Origin of the sequence: Cedecea neteri (assembly GCF_000757825.1) — a bacterium.
Lineage (GTDB): Bacteria > Pseudomonadota > Gammaproteobacteria > Enterobacterales > Enterobacteriaceae > Cedecea > Cedecea selenatireducens.
Genome location: NZ_CP009451.1, coordinates 3,939,848 through 3,956,790 on the forward strand (window position 1 = coordinate 3,939,848; position 16,943 = coordinate 3,956,790).

Here is a 16,943-nt window from a genome sequence, read left to right on the forward strand (position 1 = left end):
GGTCTTGTTAAAGTTTGGCGGCGAGCAGGTCTTCCAGTTTGCGTTGGTCTATGGCGAACAGGCGGATCCCTTCGGCCAGTTTTTCAACGGCCATAGCGTCCTGATTGTGTTCCCAGCGGAATTCAGCTTCGCTCAGTGGGGCCGGGCGGCGGAAGCCCTGTGAGAATGGGATCAGCTTACGCACAACCTCTTCTTCGCTGTCCTGCAGCTTTTGCAGCAGGTTTGGCGCGATGGTCAGCCTGTCGCAGCCCGCCAGCGCAAGGATTTGCTCGGTGCGGCGGAAGCTGGCGCCCATGACGATGGTTTCATAGTTATGTTGCTTGAAATAGTCGTAGATATTGCGCACGGATTTCACGCCCGGATCTTCTTCTACCACATAAGGATCCATCGGCTTGCGTGCCTGATACCAGTCGTAAATGCGTCCCACGAACGGGGAAATCAGGAAGACGCCAGCCTCTGCGCAGGCGCGTGCCTGAGCAAACGAGAACAGCAGAGTCAGGTTGCAGTTGATGCCTTCTTTCTGCAGCTCTTCCGCCGCGCGGATCCCTTCCCAGGTTGAAGCCAGCTTGATAAGAATGCGGGACTTGTCGATCCCCTGCTCGGCGTACAGCTCAACCAGGCGACGAGCCTTGCTGATACTTTTTTCTTTGTCATAGGACAGACGGGCATCCACTTCGGTGGACACGCGCCCCGGAATGCTTTTCAGAATTTCCGCACCCACGTTGACCGCCAGTTTGTCACTGGCTTCGGCCACAATTTGCTCCCTGCTGCCGCCGCGCTGCTTGCCATAGGCCAGTGCGTCGTCAATAAGTGGCTGATATTGCTCAAGTTCTGCGGCTTTCAACAACAGTGAAGGGTTGGTGGTGGCGTCTTCAGGCTGGTAGTGGCGAATAGAGTCGATATCACCGCTGTCGGCAACCACGGTGGTGTACTGCTTAATACTGTCTAGCTGATTCATTACTATCTCCTTGAAAAGCAACGTCTTACCTGAGCGTTCCGTGTCGCTCGCCGTGAAAATTCATTCTTTGCATAACCCAAAAGCATAGCAGATGGGCGGCGATGACGGGGCGGCCGCTAACATTGGTTCTATAGTTAGCTAACAATAATTACGCCTAATCTTAATAGTATGGCTACCTTCAAAGTTTGCGAAACGTGCCCGCGGGATACTACGTGGCTGACGTAACAATAAAGAAGAGCCAAAAAGGAACGATGCAATGGATGAACAACTGAAGCAAAGTGCCCTCGATTTCCATGAATTTCCGATCCCGGGGAAAATCCAGGTTTCTCCGACCAAACCGCTGGCCACCCAGCGCGACCTGGCGCTGGCGTACTCACCTGGCGTAGCGGCACCTTGCCTTGAAATTGAAAAGGATCCGCTGGCCGCCTACAAGTACACCGCGCGTGGCAACCTCGTTGGTGTCGTCTCGAACGGCACCGCGGTGCTGGGGTTAGGCAACATCGGCGCGCTGGCGGGCAAGCCGGTGATGGAAGGCAAGGGCGTTCTGTTTAAAAAATTTGCCGGTATCGACGTCTTCGATATCGAAATTGATGAGATGGATCCGGACAAGCTGGTCGACATTGTTGCCGCGCTGGAGCCAACCTTTGGCGGCATCAACCTGGAAGATATCAAAGCGCCTGAGTGCTTCTACATCGAGCAGAAGCTGCGCGAGCGGATGAACATTCCGGTATTCCACGATGACCAGCACGGTACCGCGATTATTTGTACCGCGGCGGTGCTTAATGGCCTGCGCGTAGTGGAAAAGAACATTTCCGACGTGCGGCTGGTGGTATCAGGCGCGGGAGCTTCCGCTATCGCCTGTATGAACCTGCTGGTTGCGCTGGGCATGCAGAAACACAACATCGTGGTCTGCGACTCGAAGGGCGTTATCTATAAAGGCCGCGAAGAGAACATGGCGGAAACCAAAGCCGCCTATGCCGTGGAAGACGGCGGCAAGCGCACGCTGGACGACGTGATTGAGGGCGCGGATATCTTCCTCGGCTGCTCCGGCCCGAAAGTGCTGACCCAGGATATGGTGAAGAAGATGGGCAAGGCGCCGCTGATTCTGGCGCTGGCTAACCCTGAGCCTGAAATTCTGCCGCCGCTGGCAAAAGAAGTGCGCCCTGAAGCGATCATCTGTACCGGCCGTTCTGACTACCCGAACCAGGTGAACAACGTGCTGTGCTTCCCGTTCATCTTCCGTGGCGCGCTGGACGTTGGCGCGACGGCGATTAACGAAGAGATGAAGCTGGCTGCGGTTCACGCGATTGCCGAGCTGGCTCACGCCGAGCAGAGCGACGTTGTCGCCTCCGCCTACGGCGAGCAGGAGCTGACGTTTGGCCCGGAATACATCATTCCTAAGCCTTTTGATCCACGTCTGATCGTCAAGATTGCACCGGCTGTGGCGAAGGCGGCGATGGACTCTGGCGTGGCCACACGTCCTATTCAGGATTTCAACGCCTACAGCGAGAAGCTGGAAGAGTTTGTCTACAAAACAAACCTGTTTATGAAGCCTATTTTCTCCCAGGCGCGCAAAGAGCCGAAGCGCGTGGTGTTAAGCGAAGGGGAAGAAGCTCGCGTGCTGCACGCGACGCAGGAACTCATCACCCTGGGGCTGGCGAAACCAATCCTGATTGGTCGCCCAAGCGTTATCGAAATGCGCATCAAAAAGCTGGGGCTGCAAATTCAGCCGGGCAAAGATTTTGAGATCGTGAACAACGAATCCGATCCGCGCTTTAAAGAGTACTGGCACGAGTACTACAACATCATGAAACGCCGGGGGATCACCCAGGAACAGGCGCAGCGCGCGGTGATCAGCAACACCACGGTGATCGGGGCGATCATGGTGCATCGCGGCGAGGCGGATGCCCTGATTTGCGGGACTATCGGCGAGTACCACGAGCACTTTGACGTGGTCGAGAAGCTGTTCGGCTACCGCGAAGGCGTGAAAGCGGCCGGGGCAATGAACGCGCTGCTGCTGCCGAGCGGCAACACCTTTATCGCCGACACCTACGTGAACGATGACCCAACGCCGGAAGAGCTGACGGAAATTACCCTGCTGGCGGCGGAAACGGTGCGCCGCTTCGGCATTGAGCCGAAGGTTGCGCTGCTGTCCCACTCCAACTACGGCTCATCCAACAGCAAAGCGGCCTGCAAAATGCGCCAAACTCTGGAACTGGTTCGCGAGCGCGCGCCGGAACTGGAAATTGACGGAGAGATGCACGGGGACGCGGCGCTGGTCGAAAGTATTCGTCATGAGCGCATGCCGGACAGCCCGCTGAAAGGTTCGGCCAACATTCTGATCATGCCGAACGTTGAGGCCGCGCGCATCAGCTATAACCTGCTGCGTGTTTCAAGCTCTGAAGGGGTAACCGTTGGGCCGGTGCTGATGGGCGTGGCGAAGCCTGTTCACGTGCTGACGCCGATTGCTTCTGTACGCCGTATCGTGAATATGGTGGCGCTGGCGGTCGTGGAGGCGCAAACCGCACCGCTGTAATTGAATTCCCCCTCACCCCGGCCCTCTCCCAGAGGGAGAGGGGGAAAACAGACGATGGGAAACATTGTTTATTCCCTCTCCCTTCCAGGGAGAGGGTTAGGGGGAGGGTAAAAAAACTACACCCACTCCTTCACCGGCAGGAAATCACGATACAGGGCAGCCTCCGGGCTGCCTTCTTCCGGCTGGTAGTCATACTCCCAGCGCACCAGCGGCGGCATCGACATTAAAATCGATTCTGTTCTCCCGCCGGTTTGCAGGCCAAACAGCGTGCCGCGATCCCACACCAGGTTAAATTCTACATAGCGCCCACGGCGGTAAAGCTGGAAGTCGCGCTCGCGCTCGCCAAACGACGTCTCTTTGCGGCGTTCAACAATCGGCAGATAAGCGTCCAGATACCCTTGCCCCACGGCCTGAATAAAACGGAAGCCATAGTCGAAGCCTGGCTTATTCAGATCGTCGAAGAACAGCCCGCCAATGCCGCGCTGCTCGTTGCGATGTTTGATGAAGAAGTAGTCATCACACCACTTTTTATAGCGCGGGAAAACGTCTTCGCCAAACGGCTGACACAGGTCACGTGCCGTGCGGTGCCAATGAACCGCATCTTCTTCAAAGCCGTAATAAGGCGTCAGGTCGAAGCCGCCGCCGAACCACCACACGGGCTCGGCCCCCGGCTTTTCAGCAATAAAGAAGCGCACGTTGGCGTGGCTGGTTGGCACATACGGATTGTTCGGGTGCACCACCAGAGAAACGCCCATGGCCTGAAAACTTCTTCCCGCCAGCTCCGGGCGGTGAGCCGTGGCTGACGCAGGCATCGCATCGCCATGAACGTGGGAGAAGTTTACGCCAGCCTGTTCAAACACCGCGCCGCCGCGCAGAACACGGCTTCGCCCGCCGCCGCCGCCTTCGCGCTGCCAGTTATCCTCCTGGAAGGCGGAGCCATCAAGGGCGGAAAGCTGTTGGCAGATGGTGTCCTGCAGGGAAAGCAGAAACTGTTTTACGGCGTGGATATCGGGCTGAGTCATAAAAATTAACGCTTCTTACCGTGGACTTTATGGTTATCAAACCAGTTGAAATAGCTCATCACGCCGGAGGCAATGGCTGTGGCAATTTTCTGGCGGAAGGCCGTGGTGCCGAGCAGCTTTTCCTCGCCGGGGTTGGTGATGAACGAGGTTTCCACCAGCACCGAAGGAATAGACGGAGACTTCAACACCACGAAGGCGGCCTGCTCGGTGCTGCGGCTGTGCAGCTTATGCACCGGCTTAATCTGCTTCAGAATGTGTGAGCCGAGCGTGAGGCTGTTTTTAATGGTGTCGGTCTGGACCAAATCAAACAGAACCTGCTGCAGGTAGTGATCTTTGTCTTTCACTTTGCTGCCCGCCACGTCATCCGCGGCGTTCTCTTTGTCGGAAAGATATTTTGCCATGGCGCTACTTGCGCCTCGGTTGGAAAGAGCAAAGACCGATGCGCCCGCGGCGGTTGGGCTGGTGAAGCCATCCGCGTGGATAGACATAAACAGGTCAGCACCGTGCTTGTGGGCTATTTCTACCCGGTCGTACAGCGGAATAAATTCGTCCGTTGTGCGGGTCAGCCTGGCGTCTATTCCGTTGCTACGCAGAATGCTGCGTACGTTCTTGGCGATGGCCAGGACCACGTGTTTTTCTTTCGACCCGCCGTGGCCGATAGCCCCGGTGTCGATGCCGCCGTGGCCCGGGTCGAGCATCACAATGCGCTTCGCTCCGGATTTTTTAGCCACTTTGCTGTGGGAATTGGTGGTTTTCAGCGTTTTGGCTTCTTCCTTTGCCAGCGCTTTGTTCATACCGGTTAGCGTTAACGCCGCTAAACCCGTGAGCAGGACCTGGCGGCGCGTCGTAAGTTGCGTTAGCGATTTAATTTTGCTCATGCGGATGAATTATTTATCTTATGGAGTCCAGATGGGAAGTTATAACGTATCGGCACCAGGCAAACGACACTCTGGAGTCAGAAATGTATATCCATTCGTTTCATTTCGTGACTGGTCGGAGATTATGCCATTTTTTTCGCGCTTTTGCGGCAGTTATTGGCTTAACGGACGGTTAACGCCATAATCAACCTTTTACGGCTTAAGGTGGCTAATACCATGGAAATTCGCGTTTTTCGCCAGGAAGATTTCGAAGAGGTCATCACCCTTTGGGAGCGCTGCGATTTACTGCGCCCATGGAATGACCCTGAAATGGACATTGAACGTAAGCTGCACCACGATGCGGATCTGTTTCTGGTCGCGGAAGTGGGCGGCGAAATCGTCGGCTCGCTGATGGGCGGCTATGACGGGCATCGTGGCTCTGCTTATTACCTGGGCGTGCATCCGGAGTTTCGGGGCCGGGGCATTGCTAACGCGTTGCTGAACCGGCTGGAAAAGAAGCTGATTGCCCGTGGCTGCCCGAAAATCCACATCATGGTGCGCGAAGAGAACGATCTGGTTATCGGCCTCTATGAAAAGCTCGACTATGAGCACCAGGACACCATTTTGCTCGGCAAGCGGCTGATTGAAGATCAGGAATATTAATTTTCAGATGTGTTTATGCCATGTATCCGCCTGCTGATTACGACTCACAAGGCAACCTAAAAGCACCGCTGCTGTTCTGGGCGGTGTTGTTATTACAGGCCCGTACCTGGGTTTTGCTGGTGCTTGCCGGGGCTTCTCGTCAACAGGGCGACGCGCTACTGGGCCTGTTTTATCCCGATCGAGATAATTTCTGGCTGGGGCTGATCCCCGGCATTCCTGCCGCTTTGGCCTTTATGCTCAGCGGGCGACGCCACCTGTGGCCGGGATTCTGGCGGGCGTTCCGCTGGCTGCTGGTCGCCGCTCAGGTTGGGCTGCTGGTATGGCAGCTTGCGTTACTGGCCGGGGACGAAGCGCTGACCGGCACCACAATTGTTTTGCTGGCGGCCGATCTTTTTGCGCTCTGGTGGCTGCTGGCTAACCGCCGGCTGCGGGATTACTTTGCCCTGAAAAACGATTAAGGCGGCACTTTTTACCTTCCCCGGACTCCAAAGGCCATTACCATTTTTTGAAAAGGAATCATCAATGAAATCTCTGCGCCTGATGCTGTTAGGCCTGCCGCTGGTTCTGAGCGGCTGTTCCACGCTGTCTGCCGTTAACTGGTCGTCCGCTTATCCGTGGAACTGGTTTGGATCTTCCGTTGAAGTGAGCGAGCAGGGCGTGGGCAAACTGACCTCCGCTACCGCGATGGATGAGAAGGCCGTGAGCGAGGGATTAAACGATAACTATCGCCTGCGCAGCGGCATGAAAACCGAAAATGGCACCATCGTGCGTTACTTTGAGGCGATGAAAGACAAAGACGTCAAGCTGGTGGTGAACGGCGAAAAAGGCAGCGTCAGTCAGGTTGATGTCATGGATGAGGACGTTAAAACCGCCAGCGGCGTAAAAATTGGCACGCCTTTCAGCGACCTTTATGACAAAGCGTTCGGGGCCTGCGAAAAGGGCACCGGCGACGATGCGGAAGGGGTTATCTGTCAGGCACCGAACAGCCAGCATATTAGCTACCTGTTTAAGGGCGAGTGGCACGGGCCGGAAGGGTTAATGCCGTCGGATGATACGCTGAAGAAATGGACGCTTAACAAAATTATCTGGCGTCGATAAAATTTGCGCCGCCGCAAGTCGGCGTGAATGAATCAGGTTAAAATAGCCCGATAAATGCCACCGTCTGGTGGCATCATATTTATGTGCCACCAGACGGTGGCATTTTTTCAGGAGGAATCATGTCTCGGGTTCAAAGCGGCATTCTGCCGGAACATTGTCGTGCCGCCGTTTGGCTGGAAGCTTCTGTCCAGGGCGACTTCAGCGCGCTGAGCGCAGGGTGCAAAACCTTTATTGATGCGCTGAATGCTTTCCAGGAAAAATTCCCTGACGCAATGCTCGGGGCCACCATCGGTTTCGGGCACGATCTGTGGCGTGACCTCAGCAAAGGCGAAGGTGCCGCAGAGCTGAAAAACTTTACGCCATTGGGCAAAGGCCTGGCGCCAGCTACCCAGCATGATGTGATGATCCACATTCTTTCTCTGCGCCATGACGTGAACTTCTCCGTGGCTCAGGCCGCGCTGGCCGCGTTCGGCGATGCGCTGAAAATTGAAGAAGAGATTCACGGCTTCCGCTGGGTGGAAGAGCGCGATCTGAGCGGCTTTGTGGACGGAACCGAAAACCCAAAAGGTGAAGAAAATCGCCGCCTGGTTGCCGTTATCAACGAAGGCGTGGATGCCGGCGGCAGCTACGTGCTGGTGCAGCGTTGGGAACATAACCTGAAGCAGCTTAATCGCCTGAGCGTCCACGACCAGGAGATGATCTTTGGCCGCACCAAACAGGAAAACGAAGAGATCGACGGCGACGCGCGTCCGGCCACTTCTCACCTGAGCCGCGTCGATCTGAAAGAAGACGGCAAAGGATTGAAGATTGTGCGCCAGAGCCTGCCTTACGGCACCGCCAGCGGCGTGCACGGCCTCTATTTCATCGCCTATTGCGCGCGTCTGCATAACATTGAGCAGCAGCTGCTGAGCATGTTCGGCGACACAGACGGCAAGCGCGACGGTATGCTGCGCTTCACTAAGCCGGTCACCGGCGGCTACTACTTCGCGCCTTCGCTCGATAAATTACTGAGCCTGTAATCCCCTCCGGCGTAGCGTTTGCTACGCCGCTTTCTTATATCCCTTTCTTCTTGTAAATCGCCAAACGGTATATAAAAGCGTTACAGCTTTATCGCTCGTTATAAATACACTGAACGTCAGTTAATCATGACTATCATCACATTTATAAGGGCGAAGCATGGCAATCAGGTCAGTCAAAAAAGTATGGAACGCGCTCGCTGTCTCTTTGCTGCTGGCAGGCTCTGCCCATGCAACAGAGCTGCTGAATAGCTCTTATGATGTGTCGCGTGAGCTTTTTGCCGCGCTAAACCCGCCGTTTGAGAAACAGTGGGCGCAGGAAAATAACGGCGATAAGCTGACGATAAAACAATCTCATGCCGGGTCATCAAAACAGGCGCTGGCGATTTTGCAGGGCTTAAAAGCCGACGTTGTAACTTATAACCAGGTGACCGATGTGCAGATCCTGCACGATAAAGGCAACCTGATCCCGGCTGACTGGCAAAGCCGTCTGGGGAACAACAGCTCGCCTTTCTACTCCACCATGGCTTTCCTGGTGCGCAAGGGCAACCCGAAGAACATCCACGACTGGAGCGACCTGGTGCGCCCGGACGTAAAACTGATTTTCCCAAATCCTAAAACTTCCGGGAACGCCCGATATACCTATCTGGCGGCCTGGGGTGCGGCAGACAAAGCTGACGGCGGCGATAAAGCCAAAACCGAGCAGTTCATGACCCAATTCCTGAAGAACGTCGAAGTGTTTGATACCGGCGGCCGCGGCGCGACGACTTCCTTCGTCGAGCGTGGGCTGGGCGACGTGCTTATCTCTTTTGAGTCAGAAGTGAATAACATTCGCAACCAGTACGCCAAAGACGGTTATGAGGTCGTGGTGCCGAAGGTGAACATCCTGGCCGAATTCCCCGTTGCCTGGGTAGATAAGAACGTGAAGGCCAACGGCACCGAAAAAGCGGCGAAGGATTACCTGAATTATCTCTACAGCCCGCAGGCTCAGACCATCATCACTGATTACTACTACCGCGTGAATAACCCGCAGGTAATGGGCAAGCTGAAAGATAAATTCCCGCAGACCGAGCTGTTCCGCGTGGAAGATGCGTTCGGTAGCTGGCCTGAAGTGATGAAAACGCATTTCGCTACCGGCGGGGAGTTGGACAAGCTGTTGGCGGCGGGGCGTAGTTGATGTTTGCCAGTCGCTCAAAACGCGTACTGCCGGGGTTTACGCTTAGCCTCGGCACCAGCCTGCTGTTCGTTTGCCTGATCCTGCTGCTGCCGCTGAGCGCGTTGGTGATGCAGCTGGCACAAATGTCGTTGTCCCAGTACTGGGAAGTTATCACCAATCCGCAGGTGGTCGCCGCCTATAAAGTCACGCTGCTTTCCGCCGCGCTGGCTTCGGTGTTCAACGGCGTATTCGGCCTGTTAATGGCGTGGATCCTGACCCGTTACCAGTTTCCTGGCCGTAGCCTGCTTGATGCGCTGATGGATTTACCGTTTGCATTACCGACCGCAGTGGCAGGTTTAACCCTCGCAGGGCTGTTTTCCGTGAACGGCTGGTACGGCGAGTGGCTGGCGCAGTTCGGCATCAAAGTGACCTATACCTGGCTGGGGATTGCCGTCGCGATGGCTTTTACCAGCATTCCGTTCGTGGTGCGTACCGTTCAGCCCGTGCTGGAAGAGCTGGGGCCAGAATACGAAGAGGCCGCTGAAACGCTCGGCGCTACGCGCTGGCAGAGCTTCCGCCGCGTGGTGCTGCCTGAGCTGTCTCCGGCGCTGATGGCGGGCGTGGCGCTCTCCTTCACCCGCAGCCTGGGTGAATTCGGCGCGGTTATCTTTATCGCCGGAAACATCGCCTGGAAGACCGAGGTGACCTCGCTGATGATCTTCGTGCGCCTGCAAGAGTTTGATTACCCGGCAGCCAGCGCTATTGCCTCGGTTATTCTGGCGGCGTCACTGCTGCTGCTGTTCACCATTAATACGTTGCAGAGTCGCTTTGGTCGGCGCGTGGTAGGTCACTGATGACGGACGTAACCGCTTTGAAAAGCTACAAACGTTCCCGCATTAACTGGGGGAAATGGGCGCTTATCGCCATCGGCGTGCTGGTCTCTTTCCTGATTCTGGTGGTGCCGGTCGCGTCTATTTTTGTGGAGGCCTTTTCCAAAGGGCTGATGCCGGCGCTGCAAAATATCGCTAACCCGGACATGCTGCACGCCATCTGGCTGACGGTGATGATTGCCCTGATTACCGTGCCGGTAAACCTGGTGTTCGGCACGCTGCTTGCCTGGCTGGTGACGCGCTTTAACTTCCCTGGCCGCCAGCTGCTGCTGACGCTGCTGGATATTCCGTTTGCCGTTTCCCCGGTGGTTGCGGGCCTGGTTTACCTGCTGTTTTACGGCTCTAATGGCCCGCTGGCGGGCTTCCTTGACGCCCACAACCTGCAGATTATGTTTGCCTGGCCGGGGATGGTGCTGGTGACTATCTTCGTCACCTGTCCGTTTGTGGTGCGTGAGCTGGTGCCGGTGATGCTAAGCCAGGGCAGCCAGGAAGATGAAGCCGCGATTTTGCTCGGCGCTTCAGGCTGGCAGATGTTCCGCCGCGTGACGTTGCCCAATATCCGCTGGGCGCTGCTTTATGGCGTGGTGCTGACTAACGCCCGCGCTATCGGTGAGTTTGGCGCGGTGTCGGTGGTGTCCGGCTCGATTCGCGGCGAGACGTTCTCGCTGCCGTTACAGATTGAATTGCTGCAACAGGATTACAACACCGTCGGCTCGTTTACCGCCGCCGCGCTGTTAACCCTGATGGCGGTTTTGACGTTGTTCTTAAAGAGTGCAGTGCAGTGGCGCCTGAATAATCAGGAAAAACGCCTGAAGCAGGAGGAAAATCATGAGCATTGATATTGCCAATATTAAGAAGTCTTTTGGACGCACCCAGGTGCTGAACGATATCTCGCTGGATATCCCTTCTGGTCAGATGGTGGCGCTGCTTGGGCCGTCCGGCTCGGGTAAAACCACGCTGCTGCGTATTATTGCCGGGCTGGAGCATCAGAACAGCGGCCGCATTAGCTTTAACGGCACCGACGTGAGCCGCATGCACGCCCGTGACCGTAAAGTGGGCTTCGTGTTTCAGCATTATGCGTTGTTCCGCCATATGTCGGTTTTCGACAACATTGCCTTTGGTTTAACCGTTTTGCCTCGTCGCGAGCGTCCTTCCGCCGCGGGAATCAAGCAGAAGGTCACCAGGCTATTAGAGATGGTGCAGCTTGCCCATCTTGCTGACCGCTACCCGGCGCAGCTTTCCGGCGGGCAGAAGCAGCGCGTGGCCCTGGCGCGAGCGCTGGCGGTTGAGCCACAGATTCTGCTGCTGGACGAGCCGTTTGGCGCGCTGGATGCTCAGGTGCGTAAAGAGCTGCGCCGCTGGCTGCGCGAGCTGCATGAAGAATTAAAGTTCACCAGCGTGTTTGTGACCCACGACCAGGAAGAAGCGATGGAAGTTGCTGACCGCGTGGTGGTGATGAGCCAGGGGAATATCGAGCAGGTGGATACCCCTGAAACCGTCTGGCGTGAACCGGCAACCCGCTTCGTGCTGGAGTTCCTGGGCGAGGTTAATCGCCTGAAGGGCGTGATTCGTGGAAGCCAGTTCCACGTGGGTGCACACCGCTGGCCGCTGGGCTTCACGCCGGCCTATCAGGGCGATGTCGATCTGTTCCTGCGCCCCTGGGAAGTAGACGTGAGCCGCCGTACCAATCTTGATTCGCCGCTGCCGGTGCAGGTGCTGGAAGTCAGCCCACGCGGGCACTATATGCAGCTGGTGGTGCAGCCGCTCGGCTGGTACAACGAACCGCTCACGGTGGTTCTGAAAGAGCAGCAAATCCCGCAGCGCGGCGAGCGCCTGTTTGTGGGATTACAAAACGCTCGCCTGTACGAAGGCGTCAACCGTATTCAGGGTGTAGACCTGGCGCAGTCTGCCTGATAATTTACCCCGACAGGACACGCACAGGCGGCCCAATGTGGCCGCTTTTTTCTTTTATTGCGGGCAGGCAAGTGATCACTTTAGAAAGCACAATTGGCAATACTCCTCTGGTTCGACTGCAGCGCAGCGGGCTGACCAACGGCAGCGAAATCTGGGTCAAGCTTGAAGGCAATAACCCCGCTGGCTCGGTAAAAGACCGTGCGGCGCTGTCGATGATTGTTCAGGCGGAAAAGCGCGGGGACATTAAGCCCGGTGACACGCTCATTGAAGCGACCAGCGGCAATACCGGCATCGCGCTGGCGATGATCGCCGCGCTCAAAGGTTACCGCATGAAGCTGCTGATGCCGGACAACATGAGCATGGAACGCAAGGCGGCGATGCAGGCCTATGGTGCAGAGCTGATTCTGGTCAGCAAGGCACAGGGCATGGAAGGCGCGCGCGAGCTGGCCCAGCAGATGGCCGATCGCGGCGAAGGAAAAATTCTCGACCAGTTTAATAACCCGGATAACCCGCTGGCGCATTACGCCACCACAGGGCCGGAAATCTGGCGTCAGACCGAAGGGCGTATAACTCACTTTGTTTCCAGCATGGGCACAACGGGCACGATTACCGGCGTCAGCCGCTTTATGCGCGAGCAAAGCAAGCCGGTGACAATCGTCGGTCTGCAGCCGGAAGAGGGCAGCAGTATTCCGGGCATTCGCCGTTGGCCTGAAGAGTGGCTGCCGAAGATTTTCAACCCTACGCTGGTGGATGAAGTCATCGATATGGCGCAGACGGAAGCCGAGCAGACCATGCGCCGCCTGGCGATGGAAGAGGGGATTTTTTGCGGCGTAAGTTCCGGTGGCGCAGTGGCCGGTGCGTTACGAGTGGCGAAAGCAAATCCGGGAGCCGTGGTAGTGGCGATTATCTGCGACAGGGGTGACCGCTATCTCTCTACCGGCGTGTTTGGCGAGGAAAGCTACGTTCAGGGTGCGGGTATCTGACGCGCCGGAGGAAGGGAAGATGGCTCAGGATAACGATATACAGTCGGTACTGTTTCACGACTCGGGCAGGGCGCTGCAGACCGATATTGTCGCGGTACAGTCTCAGGTGGTTTACGGCAGCGTCGGCAACAGCATCGCGGTACCGGCGATTCAGCAGCACGGCTGGCGGGTGATGGCGGTGCCGACGGTGTTGTTCAGCAATACGCCGCATTACGATACGTTTTACGGCGGCGTGATCCCGGCAGAGTGGTTCCGCGGTTACCTGCGGGCGCTGGAAGAGCGTGACGCCTTACGCGAGCTAAAAGCGGTGACGACCGGTTATATGGGCAGTGCGGAACAGATTCATCTGCTGGCGGACTGGCTGCGTGAAAGGCGCGCAAGCCATCCTGATTTGCTGATCCTCGTCGATCCGGTTATCGGTGATACGGACAGCGGTATTTACGTCAAACCGGGTATTCCCGACGCTTATCGTACTGAGCTGTTGCCGTATGCCCAGGGGCTGACGCCAAATCTTTTTGAGCTACATATTCTGACCGGGATGCCGTGCGACACGCTGGAGCTGGCGGTGATTGCTGCCAGAAGCCTGCTGTCTGACACGCTGCGCTGGGTGGTGATTACCAGTGCGCCGGGGAATAGCGCTGATACGATTTCCGTGGTGACTGTGACCGCCGATGCGGTAGATGTGACCAGCCATGAGCGTGTGGTAACCGACCTGAAGGGAACCGGGGATTTGTTCTGTGCCGAGCTGGTCAGCCGTATTCTGGAAGGGAAGCGGGTTGCGGTGGCGGCAGGTGAGGCGGCGCACAGGGTGTTTGAAGTGATGGCCTGGACCCAGGCTCAGCGCTCAGATGAGCTGATTCTTCCGCGCTAAACGGCTGCCAATAAAAAAGGCACCCTGAGGTGCCTTTTCTCTGCTTGAATCTTACTTCTTGATGCGGATAACCGGGGTTTCGCCAACGGTTACGCTACCAGTCAGTTTGATCAGCTCTTTGATTTCGTCCATGTTGGAGATAACAACCGGCGTCAGGGTAGACTTGGCTTTCTCTTCCAGCAGCGGCAGGTCGAACTCAATAACCACGTCGCCTTTCTTCACGCGCTGGCCTTCTTCAGCGATGCGCTTGAAGCCTTCGCCTTTCAGCTCAACGGTGTCGATACCAAAGTGAACGAACAGCTCAATGCCGCTATCGGATTCGATAGAGAAGGCATGGTTGGTTTCAAAGATTTTACCGATGGTGCCGTCAACCGGTGCAACCATTTTGTTGCCGGTTGGTTTGATAGCAATACCATCACCAACGATTTTTTCAGCAAAAACGACGTCAGGCACGTCTTCAATGTTAACGATTTCGCCAGACAGTGGAGCAACGATCTCAATGGTTCCGGTGTCGCTATTGCCTTTATCACCGAACAGTTTACTAAATAACCCCATTAGCCTTCTCTCCTAAGCAGTAATTTGGGCAGCATCTCGTGAATTAGCAGATTGTTTTTTCTTCAATGAACTTGTTAACCAGCGTCATTAACTCGTCCGTTGTCGGTTGAGCAAGAGCCTGCTCTGCTAACACTTTCGCATCTTCGAAGTTCGTGTTACGAATAATCTTCTTGATACGTGGGATAGAAATGGCGCTCATACTGAATTCGTCCAGGCCCATCCCAAGCAACAGAAGTGTAGCACGTTCGTCGCCCGCAAGCTCACCACACATACCGGTCCATTTACCTTCTGCATGAGAAGCATCAATAACTTGCTTAATCAGAGTCAGTACGGACGGTGACATCGGCTGGTAAAGATGTGAAATCATATCATTACCACGGTCAACTGCCAGGGTGTACTGAGTTAAATCGTTGGTGCCGATGCTGAAGAAGTCCACTTCTTTGGCCAGGTGACGAGCAATCGTCGCGGCCGCAGGGGTTTCAACCATTACGCCGATTTCGATAGATTCATCGAATGCTTTCCCTTCGTCACGCAGTTCCTGCTTGTAGATCTCAATCTCTTTTCTCAGCGCACGCACTTCTTCAACGGAGATGATCATCGGGAACATGATGCGCAGTTTGCCGAAAGCAGAGGCGCGCAGAATGGCACGAACCTGGTCACGCAGGATCTCTTTGCGATCCATGGCGATACGAATTGCACGCCAGCCCAGGAACGGGTTTTCTTCTTTAGGGAAGTTCATGTACGGCAGCTCTTTGTCGCCGCCGATGTCCATGGTGCGGACGATGACCGCCTGAGAGCCACAGGCTTCAGCCACGGCTTTGTACGCGGCAAACTGCTCTTCTTCGGTCGGCAGTGAGTCACGGTCCATGAACAGGAATTCGGTACGATACAGACCTACACCTTCTGCGCCGTTACGCTCAGCACCGTCGATATCACGCACGGTACCAATGTTGGCGCACACTTCGACCTGATGGCCGTCAAGGGTGATAGCCGGCAGGTCCTTCAGCTTGGCCAGCTCTGCTTTTTCAGAGGCAACCTGCTGTTGAACGGCGCGCAGCTCTTCGATCTGCTCGTTGGTCGGGTTAACGTAAACTTTGTTGTTAACCGCATCGAGGATCAGATAGTCGTCGTTTTTCACGTCGGAGGTCACGCTACCGGTGCCCACAATCGCTGGCAGCTCAAGGGAGCGGGCCATGATAGAGGTGTGGGAGGTACGTCCGCCGATGTCGGTGATGAAACCCAGCACCTTTTTCAGGTTCAGCTGTGCGGTTTCAGACGGCGTCAGATCTTTAGCAACCAGGATAACTTCATCCTTAATGGCGCTTAAATCGATAATGTTCAGGCCGAGAATGTTCTGCAGCAGACGCTTACCGATGTCACGCACGTCGGCCGCGCGCTCTTTCAGGTATTCGTCATCCAGCTCTTCGAGAGCCGTGGCCTGGCCTTCAATCACTTCGTACGCAGCAGCGTCCGCCGTGACCAGCTTGTCTTTGATAAGGGCTATGATTTCCTGCTCGAGCTCTTCGTCTTCCAGCAACATAATGTGGCCTTCGAAGATAGCTTCCTTTTCTTCACCGAAGGTCTCGCCAGCTTTAATTTTGATCGCTTCTAACTGCTCGGATGCTTTGGCGCGCCCGCTAATGAAACGTTCAACTTCCTGCTCAACTTTGTCGGCAGAAATCTTCTTCCGGTCGATGACAATTTCATCTTCCTTCAGCAAAAGTGCTTTGCCGAAAGCGATACCCGGGGATGCTAAAATGCCTGAAATCATAACCCTACCTTACTTGTGACTGATATTTACGAAGAACCCAGAACTTACTCGAGTTCAGCCATCAGTTTTACTAAATGTTCAACGGCTTTCTGCTCATCTTCGCCTTCGGCGGAGAGGGTCACTACGGTACCCTGAGTCAGGCCCAGAGTTTGCAGCTTGAACAGGCTTTTAGCGCTAGCGCTTTTGCCGTTAGAAGTCACGGTGATTTCGGAAGTGAAGCCTTTAGCTTCTTTAACAAACTGAGCAGCAGGGCGGGTATGCAGACCGTTCGGAGCGGTAATAGTTACTTCTTGCTGGAACATTGTATTTCCCCAACTTATAGGTTTAGTGTTGTGGAACTAAAGTCTAGCCTGGCGGCCAAACTTTAGCCTGTATCGTTAGCGCCACCGTTGTTGAAACGAAGCACTGGATGCATAGGAATCGCGAATAAAGACGCCAATAGCGTTTCGCCGATTCATAACCATTATGCCGTGAAAAGCGAATATGCACCAAATCGTTAAATCGATTCAGCAGACCTGACTCACAGCTTGATTAATTTCGCGCATCAAAATAATTGCTGGTTAAATACCAGACCTGCGGGGGTAAGCGCAATGCCGATGAGGGTGAAAGTTTGATGTATGCCACAAAAAAGCACCCTCGCGGGTGCTTTTTTA

17 protein-coding genes are annotated in these 16,943 nt (G+C 55.5%); 11 read left to right on the plus strand and 6 right to left on the minus strand.

Features of this window, described 5'->3' with window-relative positions; all coding sequences use genetic code 11:
- Nucleotides 1-7: 7 nt before the first annotated feature.
- Entirely contained in the window at nucleotides 8-958 is a 951-nt protein-coding gene (gene tal, locus JT31_RS18205) for a transaldolase (RefSeq protein ID WP_038480392.1), read from the minus strand.
- Nucleotides 959-1,214: 256 nt separating this feature from the next.
- On the opposite strand from tal, the gene maeB reads away from it, so the two are divergent.
- Nucleotides 1,215-3,494 carry an NADP-dependent oxaloacetate-decarboxylating malate dehydrogenase gene (maeB, locus tag JT31_RS18210; RefSeq protein WP_038480394.1) on the plus strand — a complete coding sequence of 760 codons (2,280 nt, stop codon included), beginning with the start codon at nucleotides 1,215-1,217 and terminating at the stop codon, nucleotides 3,492-3,494.
- Between the two features lie 116 nt (nucleotides 3,495-3,610).
- Here maeB and hemF read toward each other — a convergent pair whose 3' ends face one another.
- Together hemF and amiA are read right to left on the minus strand one after the other, a co-directional pair.
- Nucleotides 3,611-4,516: an oxygen-dependent coproporphyrinogen oxidase gene (hemF, locus tag JT31_RS18215; protein WP_038480397.1), complete on the minus strand. Its 906-nt coding sequence runs from the start codon at nucleotides 4,514-4,516 to the stop codon at nucleotides 3,611-3,613.
- Between the two features lie 5 nt (nucleotides 4,517-4,521).
- Nucleotides 4,522-5,394, minus strand: a complete 873-nt coding sequence (gene amiA / locus JT31_RS18220; RefSeq protein ID WP_038480400.1) for an N-acetylmuramoyl-L-alanine amidase AmiA — start codon at nucleotides 5,392-5,394, stop codon at nucleotides 4,522-4,524.
- A gap of 216 nt (nucleotides 5,395-5,610) precedes the next feature.
- Between amiA and JT31_RS18225 the strand changes: the two genes are divergently transcribed.
- The 10 genes from JT31_RS18225 to pdxK all read left to right on the plus strand — a co-directional run bounded on the left by JT31_RS18225 (nucleotide 5,611) and on the right by pdxK (nucleotide 13,964).
- Complete coding sequence (locus tag JT31_RS18225; protein WP_008459564.1) at nucleotides 5,611-6,036, plus strand: GNAT family acetyltransferase; 426 nt, start codon at nucleotides 5,611-5,613, stop codon at nucleotides 6,034-6,036.
- Nucleotides 6,037-6,056: 20 nt separating this feature from the next.
- The gene (locus JT31_RS18230) at nucleotides 6,057-6,494 is read left to right on the plus strand and encodes a DUF2919 domain-containing protein (RefSeq protein ID WP_038480403.1); all 438 of its coding nucleotides are present in this window, start codon (nucleotides 6,057-6,059) and stop codon (nucleotides 6,492-6,494) included.
- 64 nt (nucleotides 6,495-6,558) lie between these two features.
- Nucleotides 6,559-7,134 (plus strand): RpoE-regulated lipoprotein, encoded by a 576-nt coding sequence (locus JT31_RS18235; RefSeq protein WP_038480405.1) that lies wholly within the window; start codon nucleotides 6,559-6,561, stop codon nucleotides 7,132-7,134.
- Nucleotides 7,135-7,253: 119 nt separating this feature from the next.
- Nucleotides 7,254-8,153, plus strand: coding sequence for a Dyp-type peroxidase (locus JT31_RS18240; RefSeq protein WP_038480408.1), 900 nt, complete (start codon nucleotides 7,254-7,256; stop codon nucleotides 8,151-8,153).
- 157 nt (nucleotides 8,154-8,310) lie between these two features.
- The gene (locus tag JT31_RS18245; RefSeq protein ID WP_038480411.1) at nucleotides 8,311-9,327 is read left to right on the plus strand and encodes a sulfate ABC transporter substrate-binding protein; all 1,017 of its coding nucleotides are present in this window, start codon (nucleotides 8,311-8,313) and stop codon (nucleotides 9,325-9,327) included.
- Nucleotides 9,327-10,160, plus strand: a complete 834-nt coding sequence (gene cysT, locus JT31_RS18250; protein WP_038480414.1) for a sulfate/thiosulfate ABC transporter permease CysT — start codon at nucleotides 9,327-9,329, stop codon at nucleotides 10,158-10,160. The genes JT31_RS18245 and cysT overlap by 1 nt, the downstream gene beginning before the upstream one ends.
- Nucleotides 10,160-11,035: a sulfate/thiosulfate ABC transporter permease CysW gene (cysW, locus tag JT31_RS18255; protein WP_038480417.1), complete on the plus strand. Its 876-nt coding sequence runs from the start codon at nucleotides 10,160-10,162 to the stop codon at nucleotides 11,033-11,035. The genes cysT and cysW overlap by 1 nt, the downstream gene beginning before the upstream one ends.
- Complete coding sequence (gene cysA, locus JT31_RS18260; RefSeq protein WP_038480420.1) at nucleotides 11,025-12,110, plus strand: sulfate/thiosulfate ABC transporter ATP-binding protein CysA; 1,086 nt, start codon at nucleotides 11,025-11,027, stop codon at nucleotides 12,108-12,110. The genes cysW and cysA overlap by 11 nt, the downstream gene beginning before the upstream one ends.
- A gap of 71 nt (nucleotides 12,111-12,181) precedes the next feature.
- Nucleotides 12,182-13,093 (plus strand): cysteine synthase CysM, encoded by a 912-nt coding sequence (cysM, locus tag JT31_RS18265; RefSeq protein ID WP_038483286.1) that lies wholly within the window; start codon nucleotides 12,182-12,184, stop codon nucleotides 13,091-13,093.
- A gap of 19 nt (nucleotides 13,094-13,112) precedes the next feature.
- Nucleotides 13,113-13,964, plus strand: a complete 852-nt coding sequence (pdxK, locus tag JT31_RS18270) for a pyridoxine/pyridoxal/pyridoxamine kinase (RefSeq protein WP_038480422.1) — start codon at nucleotides 13,113-13,115, stop codon at nucleotides 13,962-13,964.
- Between the two features lie 51 nt (nucleotides 13,965-14,015).
- On the opposite strand, the gene crr is transcribed toward pdxK, so the two are convergent.
- Genes crr through ptsH form a run of 3 tightly spaced genes read right to left on the minus strand, consistent with a single transcriptional unit; the run spans nucleotide 14,016 to nucleotide 16,592 of the window.
- Entirely contained in the window at nucleotides 14,016-14,519 is a 504-nt protein-coding gene (gene crr / locus JT31_RS18275) for a PTS glucose transporter subunit IIA (RefSeq protein WP_008459580.1), read from the minus strand.
- A 43-nt stretch (nucleotides 14,520-14,562) separates the two neighbouring features.
- Nucleotides 14,563-16,290, minus strand: coding sequence for a phosphoenolpyruvate-protein phosphotransferase PtsI (gene ptsI, locus JT31_RS18280; protein ID WP_038480424.1), 1,728 nt, complete (start codon nucleotides 16,288-16,290; stop codon nucleotides 14,563-14,565).
- Nucleotides 16,291-16,334: 44 nt separating this feature from the next.
- On the minus strand, nucleotides 16,335-16,592 hold the full coding sequence (gene ptsH / locus JT31_RS18285) for a phosphocarrier protein Hpr (RefSeq protein WP_002913505.1): 258 nt from the start codon (nucleotides 16,590-16,592) through the stop codon (nucleotides 16,335-16,337).
- Nucleotides 16,593-16,943: the final 351 nt, after the last annotated feature.